Source organism: Neobacillus soli NBRC 102451, from assembly GCF_001591665.1.
GTDB lineage: Bacteria > Bacillota > Bacilli > Bacillales > Cytobacillaceae > Neobacillus > Neobacillus soli.
Map to the genome: position 1 here is coordinate 17,768 of NZ_BCVI01000063.1, position 15,687 is coordinate 33,454.

Below are 15,687 nucleotides of genomic sequence, written 5' to 3' on the forward strand. Positions count from 1 at the left end.
TTAAGAAAGGGGAGTGTAGGATGTCTGAAGCATTATCCTATCCAACCAACCACCGTAAGAAGGCGCTGATACTTTCGATTATTCCTGGCTTAGGACAGCTTTATAACAAACAAATTTTAAAAGGAATCGCCTTCCTGGTTTTGAGTGCAGCCTTTATCTTTGTCTTTAAGGATTTATTAAATTTGGGATTATGGGGATTAGTCACATTGGGAGAAATCCCATTTGAAGATCATTCTATTTTTCTCCTGGTGTATGGGATCTTATCAATCATTGTGCTTGTCTTTGGACTTGGCTTTTATATTTTCAATCTAAGGGATGCCTATAAGATAGGAAAAAGACGTGATGGTGATGAATCCATTAGCACGATAAAAGAACAGTATCGCAATCTTGTTGACAATGGTTTTCCCTACTTAATTATGTCACCTGGATTTTTACTTTTAGTTTTTGTCGTTATTTTTCCGATTATTTTCGTTATCCTGCTTGCTTTCACAAATTATGATCTTTACCACACACCGCCAGCAAAGCTTGTCGATTGGGTAGGGTTTAAAAACTTTTTAGAAATCTTCCAAGTAGATATTTGGCGTCAAACTTTCTTCTCCGTTCTAGCCTGGACATTGGTATGGACATTCGTTGCGACGACCTTCCAGGTAGCATTGGGGATTTTCCTTGCCATCCTTGTTAATCAAAAGGATGTGAAAGGAAAAGCGATTATGAGGACTGTGTTTATTTTACCTTGGGCTGTTCCAGCATTTGTATCCATTCTTGTTTTCGCTGGGATGTTCAATGAATCCTTTGGTGCGATCAATCGGGATATTCTTGGATTCTTTGGTATAGAAGGCCTTCCTTGGATGACGGAACCGCTATTCACGAGAATTGCCTTAATCCTCATTCAAACTTGGTTAGGGTTCCCGTTCATCTTTGCGATGACCACAGGTGTATTACAATCCATTCCGCAAGATTTATATGAAGCTGCTACTGTTGACGGGGCTTCTAATTTTCAAAAGTTTAAAAATATTACGTTGCCGCTTGTTTTGTTTGCAACCGCGCCGGTAATCATTACTCAATATACGTTTAACTTTAATAATTTCAATCTAATCTATCTATTTAACGGCGGAGGTCCTGCGGTTCCAAACCAGAACGCCGGCGGTACAGATATCCTTATATCATGGATTTATCGCCTGACGATGACATCCGCACAATATTCGAAAGCAGCAACGCTGACGATGCTCTTGTCCATCATTGTCATTGGAGTCGCATTATGGCAGTTTAAACGAACAAAATCATTCCAAGAAGAGGATATGATGTAATATGAGTATGAAAAGACAGAATTTCACTAGACTTGCGTTGACCTACTTAGTTGTCCTGATTATGTTCGTGATTATTTTGTATCCATTGGCATGGATTATCGGATCGTCATTTAATCCAGGCCAGAGCTTATCAGGTTCCAGCATTATTCCAAAAAATGCGACACTGGCACATTACAAGCAGCTTTTTGATACGAGTAAAATGAATTATATCTACTGGTATATTAACTCGCTTAAGGTTAGTATTCTAACGATGATTTTTACCGTTATCCTTGTAAGCTTAACAGCCTACTCATTTTCCCGCTATCGTTTTGTGGGGCGGAAAAACGGCTTAATGACCTTTTTGATTTTACAAATGATTCCAAACTTTGCCGCTTTAATCGCGATTTATATATTAGCGACACTTACACACTTAATTGATACCCACTTAGGACTAATCTGTGTCTATGTCGGCGGTCAGATTCCGATGAATACTTGGCTGATGAAAGGCTATTTAGACACGATTCCGAAGGAGCTTGATGAATCGGCGAAAATTGATGGTGCCGGACATTTACGAATCTTTTTCCAAATTGTCATGCCGCTTGCCACACCAATTATTGCCGTTGTAGCCTTGTTCGCATTTATTGCCCCATTTGGAGATTTCATTATTGCGAGCATACTACTAAGAACTGAAAAGAACTATACGTTAGCAGTCGGACTTTATGATCTTGTGGCCAAGCAGTTTGGTGCTGAATTTACTACATTTGCTGCCGGAGCTGTATTAATTGCTGTTCCAATTGCGATTCTCTTCTTGTCATTCCAGCGTTTCTTTGTATCTGGATTAACAGCTGGCGGAACAAAAGGATGAGTGTATAATATTATTGAATGAATTAGACCCTTTGAGAGGGGAAAATATATGAATGTAACGATTAAGGATGTGGCGACGCTAGCTAACGTTGCACCATCAACTGTTTCGAGAGTCATTGCTGATAGTCCAAGGATTAGCGAAGCAACCAAACAAAAAGTAAAACAGGCAATGGAAGAGCTTGGTTACCATCCTAATTTAAATGCGAGGAATTTAGCAAGCCAGTCAACTAAGGCATTAGGCTTAGTCATGCCTAGCTCAAAAGATGTTGGCTTTCAAAATCCCTTTTTCCCTACGGTATTACAGGGAATTAGCGATGGAGCACAAGAGAAGAATTATGCCCTTCATATGACCACTGGGAAATCAGAAAAGGAAATCCTTGATGCGGTCATTCAAATGGTGCAGGGAAAAAGAGTCGACGGGGTTGTCCTCCTTACTTCTAAAGTTAAGGATGAGGTCATCTCCTATTTAAAGGCAAGAGAATTTCCCTTTGTTTTAATTGGAAAGCCTTATAAAGATGTCGAAGAAATTACTCATGTTGATAATGATAATGTTCGTGCCATGAAAGATGCAACCGAATATTTAATCAAGCTCGGCCATAGTCAAATTGGTTTTATTGGAGGAAGTCTTGACCTAATTGTAACAGTTGACCGCCTTCAGGGTTATAAAAAGGCAATCGTGCATGCAGGCATTGACGCGAGAAAAGACTATATCATCCATCAGGAATTTTTAAGAGAAGGGGGTCAGGAGGCTGTTCGTGCATTAATGCAGCTTGAACACCCGCCGTCCGCACTTGTTGTAGCTGATGATTTTATGGCTCTTGGTGTCCTTAACACCCTTGATGAATTAGGAATTAGGGTTCCGGAAGATATTTCAATTGTCGGTTTTAATAATCTTCTTCTTGCGGAGTTGGCGAAGCCGCCATTAACTTCGGTTGATATTAATATATTTGAACTAGGCTACCAAGCCTCGAAAAGCTTAATCCAAAAGATTGAAAATAGGAATGAACCAACGAAGCGGTTGATTATCTCCCATAGAATAGTGGAAAGGTTGTCATGCAGTCAGCCAAATTCAGGAGAAATGGAACATAAGTAAGGATTGGTGAGGATTTAATTTGAATAAATTATGGTGGAAAGAAGCAGTGGCCTATCAGATCTATCCCCGCAGCTTTATAGATTCCAACGGGGATGGAATTGGAGATATTAAAGGTATTATTTCTAAGTTAGATTATTTACAGGGATTAGGAATCGATGTGGTCTGGGTCAGTCCCATGTATCAATCACCGAATGACGATAACGGCTATGATATTAGCGATTATCAGCAAATTATGGGCGAGTTCGGAACGATGGCTGATTTTGATTTGCTGTTAAAAGAAACACATCAACGCGGAATGAAATTAATTTTGGATTTAGTCATTAATCATACAAGTGATGAGCATCCCTGGTTTATCGAATCCCGTTCCTCTAAAAGCAGCCCGAAAAGGGATTGGTATATTTGGCGGGACGGGAAAGACGGAAAAGAGCCTAATAACTGGGAAAGTATTTTTGGCGGCTCTGCATGGGAATATGAAGAAAAATCGGATCAATATTTCATGCATATTTTTTCAAAAAAACAGCCTGATTTAAATTGGGAAAACAAAGAAGTTCGTAACGCCCTTTACGAAATGGTTAACTGGTGGCTGGATAAAGGGATTGACGGCTTCCGGGTTGACGCAATCAGCCATATAAATAAGGAAGCAGGCCTAGCGGATATGCCAAATCCTGAAGGACTGGCGTATGTTTCATGTTTTGAAAAAATGATGAATGTCGATGGCATCCAAGCGTTTTTACAGGAATTGAAAAACGAGACATTTTCTAAATATGACATCATGACGGTTGGCGAAGCGAACGGAGTAACGGTGGATGATGCTAAAGATGTTGAGCAATGGATTGGCGAAAAGAATGGGAAGTTCAATATGGTTTTTCAATTTGAACATCTAGATCTTTGGGATACTGATAAGAAAAAAGAATTGGATATTGTCGAGTTAAAGAATGTGTTATCGCGCTGGCAAAAGGGGCTGGAAGGTAAGGGATGGAATGCCTTATTTATCGAAAACCATGATAAAGCACGAATTGTCTCTACATGGGGAAATGATCAAGAATATTGGCGGGAAAGTGCCACAGCGTTTGCGGCAATGTATTTCTTGATGCAGGGAACACCGTTTATTTATCAGGGCCAAGAAATTGGCATGACCAATGTTCAATTTGACTCCATCGATGACTATGATGATGTTTCGGCAAAAAATATGTATCGCTTGAAGCGTGAAGAAGGAATACCACACGAGGAAATCATGGAGATTATTTGGGCATCAGGTCGTGATAATTCACGGACGCCGATGCAATGGTCATCCGAAGAAAATGGCGGCTTCAGCACTGGTGAGCCTTGGTTAAAGGTGAATTCAAATTATAATAGAATCAATGTAGAAGCACAACAAAATGACGATTCTTCTATTTTGAACTTTTATAAACAGATGATTCGCTTGAAAAAGGCGCATGAAGTGTTTACCTATGGTCATTATGAGCTGCTGTTGAACGATGATCCGCAAATTTATGCTTACACAAGGGACTTGGATGGTGAAAAGGTACTCGTCATTACAAACCTTTCCGCTAAGCCGGCAGAATTCACAGGAGCACCCTTGGAATATACGAATTTAATGCTTCATAATTATCAAGTGAATGAGCATGAATTACTACATCAGGTGCCATTAAAACCATACGAAGCAAGAGTATATCGCGTATAGTAATGGGAAAAAGACGATTCGGAACCGAATCGTCTTTTAGTATTGTTCGTTACGCTGCTGCTTTAGGTTTCTTGCTGCCAAGTCCTTTGCCGCTCATTTTTCTGATATAAGGAACCACCCAGCGGTCTAAACCGATTCTTCCTGCATTATAACCAGCAGCCAAGATGATGAAGCCAAGGAAAATGTCTGTAGGGTTTGTGGAGACCGTTCCAGCTAGGAAGAAAGAGAAGTTCATTACTAAGCCGAAAACACAAGCAGCTGTTGTTAAGCAGCCCAAGAGAAGTCCTAAGCCAATTAATAATTCACCCCAAGGGACGATGAAGTTGAAGAAGTCAACGTTCGGCAGAGCGAAGCTTTTCAAAAACTCAACATACCATCCGTAAACCACGGCACCGTCCGGCCCCTTAACCGGGTTAGCTGTTACCCCTTTTAGAAATCCTGCCGCATCAAATCCGCCTGTTAGTTTGTGTAATCCTGCTGTGAACCAAGAATAGCCAAGGTATAAACGGATGACTGTTAAAAGGACCGCCGAGATTTTATTTTCTCTTAAAAATTTGTTAAACATTTTTCATTCCGCCTTTCCTTTTTTATTTGTTTCTTTCTACTTCCAATATATTGGAATTTTACATAAAAAACATGGTAATAGTGATAAGTTCAAAATTTGTTCGAAATGTTTTGACAAATGCATGAACAGCTTTCCTTTTTAAAAGAAAATGGTATCCCAATTTGGTCGGGATACCATTTTTAATTGCTATTGCAAAGCAGTTTTCTGTACTCTTTTTTTCGACGCTCCCACGGTTTCATGAGCCAACGTCTTAAGGCGAAGCATCCCCGCAGCCATTCATCTGCCCCTTGGGCCAGCCATATTCCTAACAGTCCTAAACCATAATGAATACCGAACAGATAACTTAAGGAAACTGCAATTCCCCACATCGATAACATGCCAATGATAACGGGGAAACGGACATCGCCGGCGGATTTGAGGGAACTCATCAGAACGATATTCATAGCCCTACCCGGTTCGACGAAAACAATTGCCCATAATACCGGCAGACCAATGGCAATGATGCTAGGATCTTTTGTGAAAGTTTCCAATAAAGGCGACCCAATCATGGCAATAATTACCGAAGTAATCAATGAGGCTGCCATGGAGACTTTTAAAGTGCGAATACCGCGATGCAGCGCCTTATCAAACCGTTTACCGCCAATGTACCGTGCCACAAGTAGCTGCGTTCCTTGGGCAATTGCTAGTGTGAACAAATAACAAAGCATATTAATATTTAGAATATAGACTCGGGCGGCAAGCGAAGCGGTCCCCATCGAGACTACGAAGCTAGTAATAACGAGCTGGGATAATTGATAAGAAAGATTTTCACCTGCTGATGGAACTCCAATCGAAAGCAGACTCTTAATATCTTCTTTCTTCGCTTTGAAAATATCACTGATTGCCAGCTTTAATGAAAGTCTGTCATACACTAAGTAGATTAAGGCACAAACAGCATAAGCGCGTGCCGCAACAATTGCCCATGATACACCGGTGACACCTGTAATCGGTAAGCCAAAAATCCCTGAAATGGCTAGGATATTTCCGCCAATGCTGATCAGGTCCATGACCACTGTCACGACCATTGATTCCTTTGTATACCCGTGACTCCTTAGAATGGCACTTAACGCTAGCGAAATCGATTCGAAAAAGAGGGAGATCCCGCAAATACGGACAAATGTAAGCCCGTAATCAAATACTTTTCCTTGAATGTCGAATAAACGTAATAAGTGTTCCCCAAAGAGGAAAACGATAATGGATATGATGATACCAAACCAAAAATTCAATCCGAATACCGACCGTGATAACTGTCTCGCCTGTTTCAGGCGGCCAGCCCCGAGATTTTGGCTAATTAATACGGTTGCGCCGATGGAAGTCACGGTGAAGACTAATATGAAAATGTTCAATAGCTGGTTGGCAACCCCCACTCCAGCTGCCGCGGCATCGGAGTAGTGACTTAACATAAATGTAGCCACAATGCCCATGCCCATATGAAGGGCCAGCTCAATAAAGAGCGGCCATGAAATACTGAATAGTGTCTGTTCTTGAAATTTGCTAGTTTGATCCTTCAAAGCTTTGATACTCCTTACCTTATTAGCCTAATAAAATTTAATAAATTCCATTGTACACTTAAGCTGCCAATAAAAATAGATGAATCAGACATAGGCATTCAAAAAACAACGTTTGCTCCGCTCCGCTCTTTTCCACAAAAAAACCCACCGGCTTTATCAAAAAAAAAATCGCCGGCAGGAATTTTTTTATAAAAATAATGTATCTAAACAAACGGTTTAGCAAAACAGCCCTACAGACCCCATTTCATGGCGACAGTTAAGGTGCAGCAGTTACCTGGTTGGTTTTGGTTTGTTTGAGTAGTTAGGATGAAGTTCACACCTGTTGGCGTAAACTTGGTAGTCACCGGGACTTTTAGGCCAATGGATTTAATCATTGTATCCACTTCTGCATTCTTCCCCTGCTGCGCTGCGGTCATCATCTTTTTCGCGAACCCAAGATTGCCTAATCGGTCTAGCAATATACTCCCTTGTTCCATTAGTATTCGAAATGATTTGACCGAGCTGGCAAATATCTTTGTATCCACCGCTGGATAACTTCGAGTGTATGGATAATTAACTAGATAAGGGATATAAGGATTCATCGGGGGAATGGGTGAATAGTGAAAAGGGTTATAGTACATCGTAACTCTCCTTCCATGTAAAAAGCACAAGGCAATATACGGTATGACATTTTGGGGCTTTTGTTACTTATTACCTTCCATGGACCGGAATGGCATTTGTGTAATGGGGCAGTCGTATCCGCCTTCAATGTGGGACTTGCGCGTGGATATAAGTTGTGTCCACGCGCTTTTCTTCGTTATTTGATATGAATATTGCCGCTGGTTAATTCAAGGTTTATTTTATACTTGCCGGAGCCATGTTTTCCTTTGATGCTCCTATGTTTATTTTCTTTAGAGGTCAATGGAATGTCACAAGTTATATTGCCGCTAGTCACATCCCCATTAAGGGTGAAATCGGCGTTTTTAGGCAGGTTTAGCCCAACACTTCCAGAGGTTACTTCAATATCAATGGGGTCCGTTAACTTATCGAGCTGAAAATTAAGCTTGCCAGAGGCTACATTTGCTTTGATTGCACCTGTATAGTGTTTGACATCAAGACGGCCGGAGCTTAAGTCAAACGAACCCGTTTCAGTTTTTAAGGAATCAATGTCAACATTTCCGGAAGCCCCGTTATGCTCAAACCGTTTGATGACCAGATTTTGGAGCTGCATGTTACCAGAACCGATATCTATTGTTAATTCCTCTAGTTTTACTGGGTTGCTCTTTGATTGACCAGTGAAATTTACATTCCCCGAACCCACCTTGATGTTCATGTTCCGGTCATATTTTTCAGGAATAAAGATTTTTAGCTTCTTCTTTTCCGAGGGGGTGAACCAGTTGAACCAATCAAACCCTTTGCTTTTAAGAGAAACCTCTACCTTATCTCCCTTTTCCGCGACTGTTAGTTTTTGTTTTCCAGTATAAACAACCTTTAAATCTTTCCGATCCTCCGGAATAATCATCGTATTGATACTTGAAATATTTACTTCAATCATGTCAATATTATCCGTTATCGAAGCCTTTCCGTCTTTATTGTTATTGTCTGAATTAAACCAATCAAACTGCAATGCCTGTGTATAGATAATATATAGCCCAGTGATCACCAATAAAAGAATCACGATTCTTTTCACTTTTTTCCATCCCCTTTTTCTAACATCTTCTATATAAATGATAAGAAATCCTTTGATATTCCTCAATGAACCTGAGAATTATTTGTTGCTACGACTAAAGATGTATTTGGAAGTCATCCCCTACTTCCTATTTTCGGGTTGCCGAAAGATTTTTATCATCCTTTGAAAACTAGTATGGCGTTCCACGCTCCATCTACAATGAAAATAATTTCAGAGAACTAGCCGGTGTCACCTAATTAAGGCGGTGTGAGCAGAGCTAGGCTTCACTTTATTCATAGTCCAATCATGTATATCAAATGCTAAACTTGTCCATACTAATTCGCTTTTGCGGAGCTCCGCCCCTTTTCCATAGAAAAGAAATTATGGTATCCTTTTTATGGAGGTGTTTCAGATGACAATTCAGAAAATGACACCAAGGGAGCTTCATGAAAGGCTGCAAGTTGATGAAAAGGTAGTTATCCTCGACGTCAGGGCAGAAGAAAAATACAAAGAATTTCATATAGAAGAAAGCCAAAACGTTCCAAAGTCGATTATTTTTCAAATGGACGAGAAAGAAGATGTACTGCTGGACCTGCCGAAGGACGAAGAAATTATCGTCACCTGTACAACGGGGAATTCCGCCGCAAAATGTGCAGGTATCCTCGATGCTCAACGCTATAAAGTAACTGTATTAGAAGGCGGCCTTACGGCATGGAAAGCATATTTGAGTTCGCTTGAAGACTAATTAGGAGAGACCTTACATGCTGCAAAAGCTAAATAAACAACTAGAGAAAATCATGCCGTTAATTACTCCAGTCAGCGTTGTGATAGGAGTATTGCTCAGCGCTTATCTGAAGGATTTTTCCTATTTAATCCCCTGGATTTTCGCCTTCATGACCTTCGCGGGGAGCTTAGGTTCCAATTTCAGATCATTAAAAGATGTCATAATCCATCCGTTTCCTATTTTTCTGGCGATGTTAATCTTGCATATCCTCATGCCGATTTGGGCATGGGGCATCGGGCATATCGCCTTTTCTGGTGACGCCTACACGATTACCGGTCTCATTTTGGGCATGGTCATCCCAACCGGCGTTACGAGCTTCATTTGGGTTTCCATCTACAAAGGGAACATTCCGCTAGTGCTATCCATTATATTAATCGATACCTTGCTATCGCCAATCATTGTTCCATTTTCGCTGTCAATGTTTATGGGAAAAACGGTTGAAATGGACTTCATCAGCATTATGAAAGGGCTATTGGGTATGATTGTGATCCCGTCCATAATTGGCATGTTTTTAAACCAGGCAACAAAGGGGAAGATTAAAGACCAATTAGGAACCCGCCTTGCTCCTTTTTCAAAAATCAGCCTTGGATTTGTGGTCATGCTTAACGGGGCAGTGGTTGCTCCTTATTTAAGGAATATCAATTTGAAACTAGTTGGTATTACGTTGACTGTCTTTATGATTGCATTTACTGGTTACTTGTTTTCCTTCCTCTTGGGCAAATTAATGAAAAGGGACCGAGATACTGTCCTTACACTGACTTTCACAGGTGGAATGAGGAATATTAGTGCCGGGGCCGTCATCGCCGTTGCCTATTTTCCCGCTTCAGTGGCTGTGCCAGTGGTTGTCGGCATGCTATTTCAACAAGTGCTGGCCTCAATCAATGGGCATTTTCTCGAGCGCTATTATCATAAAAAGGTGGAAAAACAAGAATCTATCGCATTTTAAAAAGGGTGTTTTATAAAATGAATGACTTAACAAACAAGGATAGCAGCCTTTTGTCAGGGGTGCAGGGCATCCAGTGGGCTGTCTTTATGCTTACAAATATTATCGCTGTGCCTGTAGTCGTCGGGGCGGCGTTTCATATGTCGCCGGCGGAAATTTCAACCTTTATGCAACGCATGCTTCTCGTCACGGGTGGAGCCACCTTAATACAAGTGCTTATTGGGCACCGCCTTCCCGTCGTTGAGGGCGCGGCTGGTATGTGGTGGGCCATCTTTATTCTGCTTGGTACGATGAGTGCCCCCGGGGACCAGGGAATCCTGCTGCAGCAATTAGAAATGGGCCTCATCATTGCCGGGTTATTTTTGGCCATCTTAGGTTTTTTACCGATTATTGAAAAAATACGTGTTCTCTTTACCCCAATAGTAACAGGCGTTTATTTAATCCTGCTCGTCAGTCAGCTGAGTGGTTCGTTTTTTAAAAGCATCCTCGGCATCACAGCTACCAATCATTTAAATGGGAAAATTACAGCCATTTGTCTTGCTGAAATCGTTATCATTTTACTTTTTTCATTAAAAGCAAAAGGTATCTGGAAAAGTATGGGGCCGCTCGTTGGAATTATTGTCGGCTGGGGCCTATTCCATTTGTTTGGATTACTTCATATTGGTAAGGCTTATGAGCCAACAAGCTGGTTTGCCATCCCGAAGGTATTAAGCTGGGGGGCGCCGGAATTTGATGTAGGGATTATCTTGACCTCTATTATTACTTCCATTGTATTGATTTCCAATGTGATTGCCAGCATTTTAGTTGTTGGAATTGCGCTTGAAAAAGAAATCCAGCCCAAACAATATCAAAAGGGGATTTTTGGCAACGGGGTCAACTTGTTCGTCTCGGGAATCTTTTCGGTGGTGGGGGTTGTTCCTTTGTCGGTTTCGGCAGGGTTTATTACAACAACAGGCATTAAAGCGAAGCGTCCCTTGATTATAGGTGCGGTAATGATTATGGTCATTGGCTTTTTCCCCTATATCGGCGGATTTCTGTCAACCCTGCCATTGGAGGTTGCCTATGCATCCTTATTTATTCCTTTCTCGCAAATGATGGGTTTTGGAATTCGTGACCTGATGGGGCAGGAACCTTCATCACGAAATTTATTAGTCATCGGTCTTTCGTTAATGGTCGGAATTGGAATGATGTTTATGCCGACGACCGCCTTTGAAACGGTCGCACCATGGCTGCGCAATATTATTGCCAATGGGCTCTTAGTCGGACTCATGTTTTGTTTATTGCTTGAGCATGTGATTTTTCGGGAAAAGAAGAGTGCTGTAAGTACAGATAATTAGAAGTTCAAAAGGAAATTCCCCTCGCAATGCTAGTGAGGGGAATTTCTTTTTTTACGATTTTATCTACGTATCGTTATTCTTCTTTCGATAATTCCTCTTCAAAGAAAAAGGTATTTGGATGTTCATTGACAGTATAAGAGTACCTTTTCATGTTTTTTACATATTGACTTTTAAATATGGTTACGGATTCACCGGAAGCGCGGATATTTACTTCATCACCACTAGCATACAAACTTTTCTTCATTCACTCATCCCTCTATTGTTCATTTTTAGACAAACCTTATTATTTAAGTTTGACAGACCCGCCTGCTTTTATCCAGTTCATTGGCTGGATATTTTATTTTCCAATCCCACACAAACAAAAAATTATATAGAATCAAACTGGATGTCAGGCAAACGGTCACATTGTCCGGCACTGAAAAGAGGTTTGAATGCCGGTGGAGGCCGAACCTTTTAGTGTCAAACCTTTTAGTGTCAGGCACCATTCGGAATCATAAATGTTTGTAACGATGATTTTTAGTAAAGTATAATGAAATTAACATAGAAATGACCTTGGGAGGTACTTATGAAAAAACTCTTTGTGGACAAAACGATTGAAATCAATGCCCCAGCTTCAAAGGTGTGGGAGGTCCTGACGATTAGTGAATATAATTGCCAATGGGCAACTGAGTTTTCAAGCGGCGGACCACAGTTTCACCTTGAATCATCTTGGGAAATGGAAAGCCCAGTCCTTTGGAAGGGGCAGGACGGATCCGTTATTGTCGAAGGAAATGTCACTGCTCTTGACCGGAATAAACTACTTCGCTTTACCGTATTTGATGTTCGAAGTCCGGAAAGACCGCCATTGACAGATGAAGATGGCATTACCTTTGAATTGACAGAAGGTAATGGGAAGACGAACCTTCATATTTTACAAGGGGATTTTTCTGTAATGACGGATGGAGAAATCTACAGAGATGCAAGTGCTGAGATTTGGGACAAGGTGTTGCCGAAGGTAAAAGAACTGGCAGAGACAATCTAAGCATGCTAGATAATATTGGAGCTGGGGATCGCGGAGTCCCTGGCTTTTTCCGTTATAAATTAAATTTAAGTGGTCCACTATAATTTATGTTAAGATTTTATTAAAAAGAGGTCTTCTAACTATGAATATTATTGATTTGCATTGTGATGCACTAATGAAACTCCAAGAAGCTAAAGGGGCATTACGGTTTGCAGATGCGCCTGAATTACAAACGAATAAAACGCGATTACATCTTGGCCAAGTCAAGGTCCAGTGCTTTGCCATATTTATTGAACCGGAAATTAAGGGAGACCAGAAATTTCAAGTGGTCCTCGAGCAAATCGATTATTTTTACAAAGAAGTGCTCGGGAAAAATCCGGATATGGTCCATATTAAAGAATGGTCCGATTTTGACCGGCTGAAACTAGGTCAGATTGGAGCGATGTTAACACTTGAAGGCGTCGATCCGATTGGCAACGATTTAGCAAAGCTCCATATTCTTTATCGGTTGGGTGTTCGTTCCGTTGGTTTGACATGGAACCAAGCGAATCTGGCTGCAGATGGTGCCGGAGAACCGCGCGGCGGAGGGCTGACGCTGTTTGGAAAAGAAATTGTTGCTTTTAATAATGAGCATCAAATTCTAACAGATGTTTCCCATTTAAGCGATAAGGGAATTTGGGAGGTCATTGAGCTAGCTAAGTACCCGATCGCCAGTCATTCTAATGCCAGGGCACTTTGTCATCATCCACGCAACGTAACAGATGAACAAGCGAAAGCAATGTTTGCCAAAGGCGGGCTGATTCATGTTGTTTACCATCCACCTTTTGTAAAAGAATCGGGAGAGGCGACGATTTCAGACCTGGTGAAGCATATTGATCATTTTTGCGCATTGGGCGGAGTGAAGCAAATTGGATTGGGGTCGGATTTCGATGGTATTTCCACCTTTATCACTCATTTAGAGGACGCCTCGAAAAGCCAAAATCTTATAAATGAACTGTTAAAACATTATAAAGAGGAAGAAGTAAGAGGCTTTGCCTGTGAAAACTTCCTGAATCATCGACCAGGGATAGAACGATGAGAGACCCGGGGGCAGCTTCGTGAGGAGCATCCAATTATGAACCAGTTATTTGCGGCCGCAGCCGAAGCAGCAGAGGAAGCCATTCTTAATTCGCTGTCACAAGCAGCCACAACTACAGGAAGATTGGGACGGGTAGTAAATCATCTTAATTTTTACAAAGAGGAGTAAAGACATTGTACCTAACAATAACAGAAACAGCAGAATATTTATCGGTTCCAGAGGAAACAGTCAAAAGCCTGATCCAACAAAAGAAAATTCGTGCCCTATTTGATGGCAACGAATATTTAATTTATAAAGACCAATTCACAACCCACCTAAAACAAGTAGAAAAATATAAATATTTAGTCGAGGAAATCCTCAGTGAACCCATCCCGGAAGATCTCGATATAAAGGATGAGGATTAAGGGCAGTAAAAAGTCCATAAAACGTGAGGCAATAATATGAAAAATATTTTCTTAAAAAGAGTCTATGAACCTGTTGACGAAGCCGACGGGCAGAGAATTTTAATTGACCGGCTCTGGCCGCGGGGAATATCGAAAGAGGAAGCTAGATTGACCTATTGGCTCAAGGATGCGGCACCAAGCACCGAGCTAAGAAAATGGTTCGGACATCTGCCTGAGCGGTTCGAGGAATTTCAAAGCCGCTACCTTCATGAGCTTCGCACAAATGAACAGCAATCCCTTGCTGTAGACCAAATTATTGAATGGTCTTCAAATAGGCCGGTGACACTGCTGTATGGAGCAAAAGATCCAATACATAACCACGCACAGGTTTTAATGGAAGAATTGATCTTTAGGATGGACAAATAGACGAAAGCAATAAGAGTACCAAAAGGAGGCTGAAGGTTCAGCCTCCTTTCATGTTACTAATTTACATGATCATTTATAAATGAGAGGGGAAAAATCAACATGGAAGGATTCGAGTCCGATTTTTTTTATGTCTTTTTTCAAAAGGTTCAGGTAAGTGAACTAGAATAAGGTAATTTTTTGGAATGAAAATCAAAAATACCGAGAATATAACTAGAAAAGAAGGGTGGTGTGGTATCTATGGTCAAAGAGAGTTTTTTTATCTTATTAAGTCTGTTTTGTTTCTATCCTGCCATATCAGGATTTGCTGAGACAAATGGTGAAAACACGGTGTCAGCTATATTGACTGCTAAAGTAACGACAACGATTGAACCTGCTGGTGAACAAGGAATGCCAATAAGTAATGCTCGATTAGTTGTTATTAATTCATTAGGAAAGATTATTGCGACTAAGCTGACAAATTCCAAGGGAGAAGCAACATTACCTGTTATAGCCCCTAAAGATTTAAGATTTCCTATGAAGAATATGGGGGAGGTAACCGTAATTGCCGTTGCAAATGGATATAACGAACATATCGACTTCAGTGTTCCAATTAATGAATATAACGATCATACTGGAAGAGTTTCCATATCACTTTGGAAGATAGACCCTAAGAGACGAAATGAACCACAATTTCTTAACGCTAGTTTTCATCGGTTTACTGTTTTTGACATGCTTGATTATTATGCTGCGAAAATAGGGTTAAAGAGGCAGTATATCAATGATGAATCTATAGCTCCTGCTCCATGGGGGCCTGCAATGACATTGGAATAATGATGATTATCTTTATTTGGGAAAGGTCTGAAAAGAAAAGGAGCGCTCAAAGTCGATAAGAGAGATTCATAAAGCCCAAAACTCCCGAAAAGAGTATTGAACGGTAAGAATGAGAGGGTTATTCTGCCCGAAAGAGCGGAAAAATGGGCCGAACGGGGGAATGGGAGGGTTATTCTGCCCGAGAGAGCGGAAAAATGGGCCGAACGGTAAGAATGAGAGGGTTATTCTGCCCGAGG

At 41.0% G+C, this 15,687-nt stretch carries 17 protein-coding genes and 1 pseudogene; 13 read left to right on the forward strand and 5 right to left on the reverse strand.

Going from position 1 to position 15,687, the window contains the following annotated elements; translation table 11 throughout:
* The first annotated feature begins 20 nt into the window (after positions 1 to 20).
* Genes BSO02S_RS21660 through BSO02S_RS21675 form a run of 4 tightly spaced genes read left to right on the forward strand, consistent with a single transcriptional unit; the run spans position 21 to position 4,927 of the window.
* The gene (locus BSO02S_RS21660) at positions 21 to 1,307 is read left to right on the forward strand and encodes a sugar ABC transporter permease (RefSeq protein ID WP_066072633.1); all 1,287 of its coding nucleotides are present in this window, start codon (positions 21 to 23) and stop codon (positions 1,305 to 1,307) included.
* A 1-nt stretch (position 1,308) separates the two neighbouring features.
* Positions 1,309 to 2,151 carry a sugar ABC transporter permease gene (locus BSO02S_RS21665; RefSeq protein ID WP_066072635.1) on the forward strand — a complete coding sequence of 281 codons (843 nt, stop codon included), beginning with the start codon at positions 1,309 to 1,311 and terminating at the stop codon, positions 2,149 to 2,151.
* Between the two features lie 48 nt (positions 2,152 to 2,199).
* Complete coding sequence (locus BSO02S_RS21670; protein ID WP_066072639.1) at positions 2,200 to 3,243, forward strand: LacI family DNA-binding transcriptional regulator; 1,044 nt, start codon at positions 2,200 to 2,202, stop codon at positions 3,241 to 3,243.
* A gap of 19 nt (positions 3,244 to 3,262) precedes the next feature.
* Positions 3,263 to 4,927 (forward strand): glycoside hydrolase family 13 protein, encoded by a 1,665-nt coding sequence (locus BSO02S_RS21675; RefSeq protein WP_066072642.1) that lies wholly within the window; start codon positions 3,263 to 3,265, stop codon positions 4,925 to 4,927.
* 49 nt (positions 4,928 to 4,976) lie between these two features.
* Here BSO02S_RS21675 and BSO02S_RS21680 read toward each other — a convergent pair whose 3' ends face one another.
* From BSO02S_RS21680 to liaG, 4 genes are all read right to left on the reverse strand, one after another.
* Positions 4,977 to 5,492 (reverse strand): DoxX family membrane protein, encoded by a 516-nt coding sequence (locus BSO02S_RS21680; RefSeq protein WP_066072645.1) that lies wholly within the window; start codon positions 5,490 to 5,492, stop codon positions 4,977 to 4,979.
* A gap of 179 nt (positions 5,493 to 5,671) precedes the next feature.
* Positions 5,672 to 7,042 carry an MATE family efflux transporter gene (locus BSO02S_RS21685; RefSeq protein WP_066072647.1) on the reverse strand — a complete coding sequence of 457 codons (1,371 nt, stop codon included), beginning with the start codon at positions 7,040 to 7,042 and terminating at the stop codon, positions 5,672 to 5,674.
* 230 nt (positions 7,043 to 7,272) lie between these two features.
* A complete protein-coding gene (locus BSO02S_RS21695; protein WP_066072652.1) occupies positions 7,273 to 7,662 on the reverse strand; it encodes a YuzC family spore coat inner layer protein in 390 nt (129 codons plus the stop codon).
* Between the two features lie 176 nt (positions 7,663 to 7,838).
* Positions 7,839 to 8,711, reverse strand: a complete 873-nt coding sequence (gene liaG, locus BSO02S_RS21700) for a LiaG family protein (RefSeq protein ID WP_066072655.1) — start codon at positions 8,709 to 8,711, stop codon at positions 7,839 to 7,841.
* A gap of 391 nt (positions 8,712 to 9,102) precedes the next feature.
* Here liaG and BSO02S_RS21705 point away from each other — a divergent pair, with 391 nt between their 5' ends.
* From BSO02S_RS21705 to BSO02S_RS21715, 3 genes are read left to right on the forward strand one after another with little or no spacing between them, the layout of a single operon-like run.
* Positions 9,103 to 9,435 carry a rhodanese-like domain-containing protein gene (locus BSO02S_RS21705; protein ID WP_066072657.1) on the forward strand — a complete coding sequence of 111 codons (333 nt, stop codon included), beginning with the start codon at positions 9,103 to 9,105 and terminating at the stop codon, positions 9,433 to 9,435.
* 16 nt (positions 9,436 to 9,451) lie between these two features.
* Complete coding sequence (locus tag BSO02S_RS21710) at positions 9,452 to 10,420, forward strand: bile acid:sodium symporter family protein (RefSeq protein WP_066072660.1); 969 nt, start codon at positions 9,452 to 9,454, stop codon at positions 10,418 to 10,420.
* Positions 10,421 to 10,437: 17 nt separating this feature from the next.
* Positions 10,438 to 11,754, forward strand: a complete 1,317-nt coding sequence (locus tag BSO02S_RS21715) for a purine/pyrimidine permease (protein WP_066072663.1) — start codon at positions 10,438 to 10,440, stop codon at positions 11,752 to 11,754.
* Positions 11,755 to 11,827: 73 nt separating this feature from the next.
* Here the strand turns inward: BSO02S_RS21715 and BSO02S_RS27615 are convergent, their stop codons facing one another.
* Positions 11,828 to 11,998 carry a hypothetical protein gene (locus tag BSO02S_RS27615; protein ID WP_169802782.1) on the reverse strand — a complete coding sequence of 57 codons (171 nt, stop codon included), beginning with the start codon at positions 11,996 to 11,998 and terminating at the stop codon, positions 11,828 to 11,830.
* 321 nt (positions 11,999 to 12,319) lie between these two features.
* Here BSO02S_RS27615 and BSO02S_RS21720 point away from each other — a divergent pair, with 321 nt between their 5' ends.
* The 6 genes and pseudogenes from BSO02S_RS21720 (at position 12,320) to BSO02S_RS21740 (ending at position 15,451) form a co-directional block, all read left to right on the forward strand.
* Positions 12,320 to 12,775: an SRPBCC family protein gene (locus tag BSO02S_RS21720; protein WP_066072664.1), complete on the forward strand. Its 456-nt coding sequence runs from the start codon at positions 12,320 to 12,322 to the stop codon at positions 12,773 to 12,775.
* A 121-nt stretch (positions 12,776 to 12,896) separates the two neighbouring features.
* A complete protein-coding gene (locus BSO02S_RS21725) occupies positions 12,897 to 13,832 on the forward strand; it encodes a dipeptidase (RefSeq protein ID WP_066072666.1) in 936 nt (311 codons plus the stop codon).
* A pseudogene (locus BSO02S_RS27310) lies at positions 13,833 to 14,000 on the forward strand (P1 family peptidase); the annotation flags it as partial.
* Positions 14,001 to 14,005: 5 nt separating this feature from the next.
* Positions 14,006 to 14,236: an excisionase family DNA-binding protein gene (locus BSO02S_RS21730; protein WP_066072668.1), complete on the forward strand. Its 231-nt coding sequence runs from the start codon at positions 14,006 to 14,008 to the stop codon at positions 14,234 to 14,236.
* A gap of 36 nt (positions 14,237 to 14,272) precedes the next feature.
* Positions 14,273 to 14,641, forward strand: coding sequence for a DUF488 domain-containing protein (locus BSO02S_RS21735; RefSeq protein ID WP_066072671.1), 369 nt, complete (start codon positions 14,273 to 14,275; stop codon positions 14,639 to 14,641).
* A gap of 237 nt (positions 14,642 to 14,878) precedes the next feature.
* Entirely contained in the window at positions 14,879 to 15,451 is a 573-nt protein-coding gene (locus tag BSO02S_RS21740) for a carboxypeptidase-like regulatory domain-containing protein (RefSeq protein ID WP_066072673.1), read from the forward strand.
* The last annotated feature ends 236 nt before the right edge of the window (positions 15,452 to 15,687 follow it).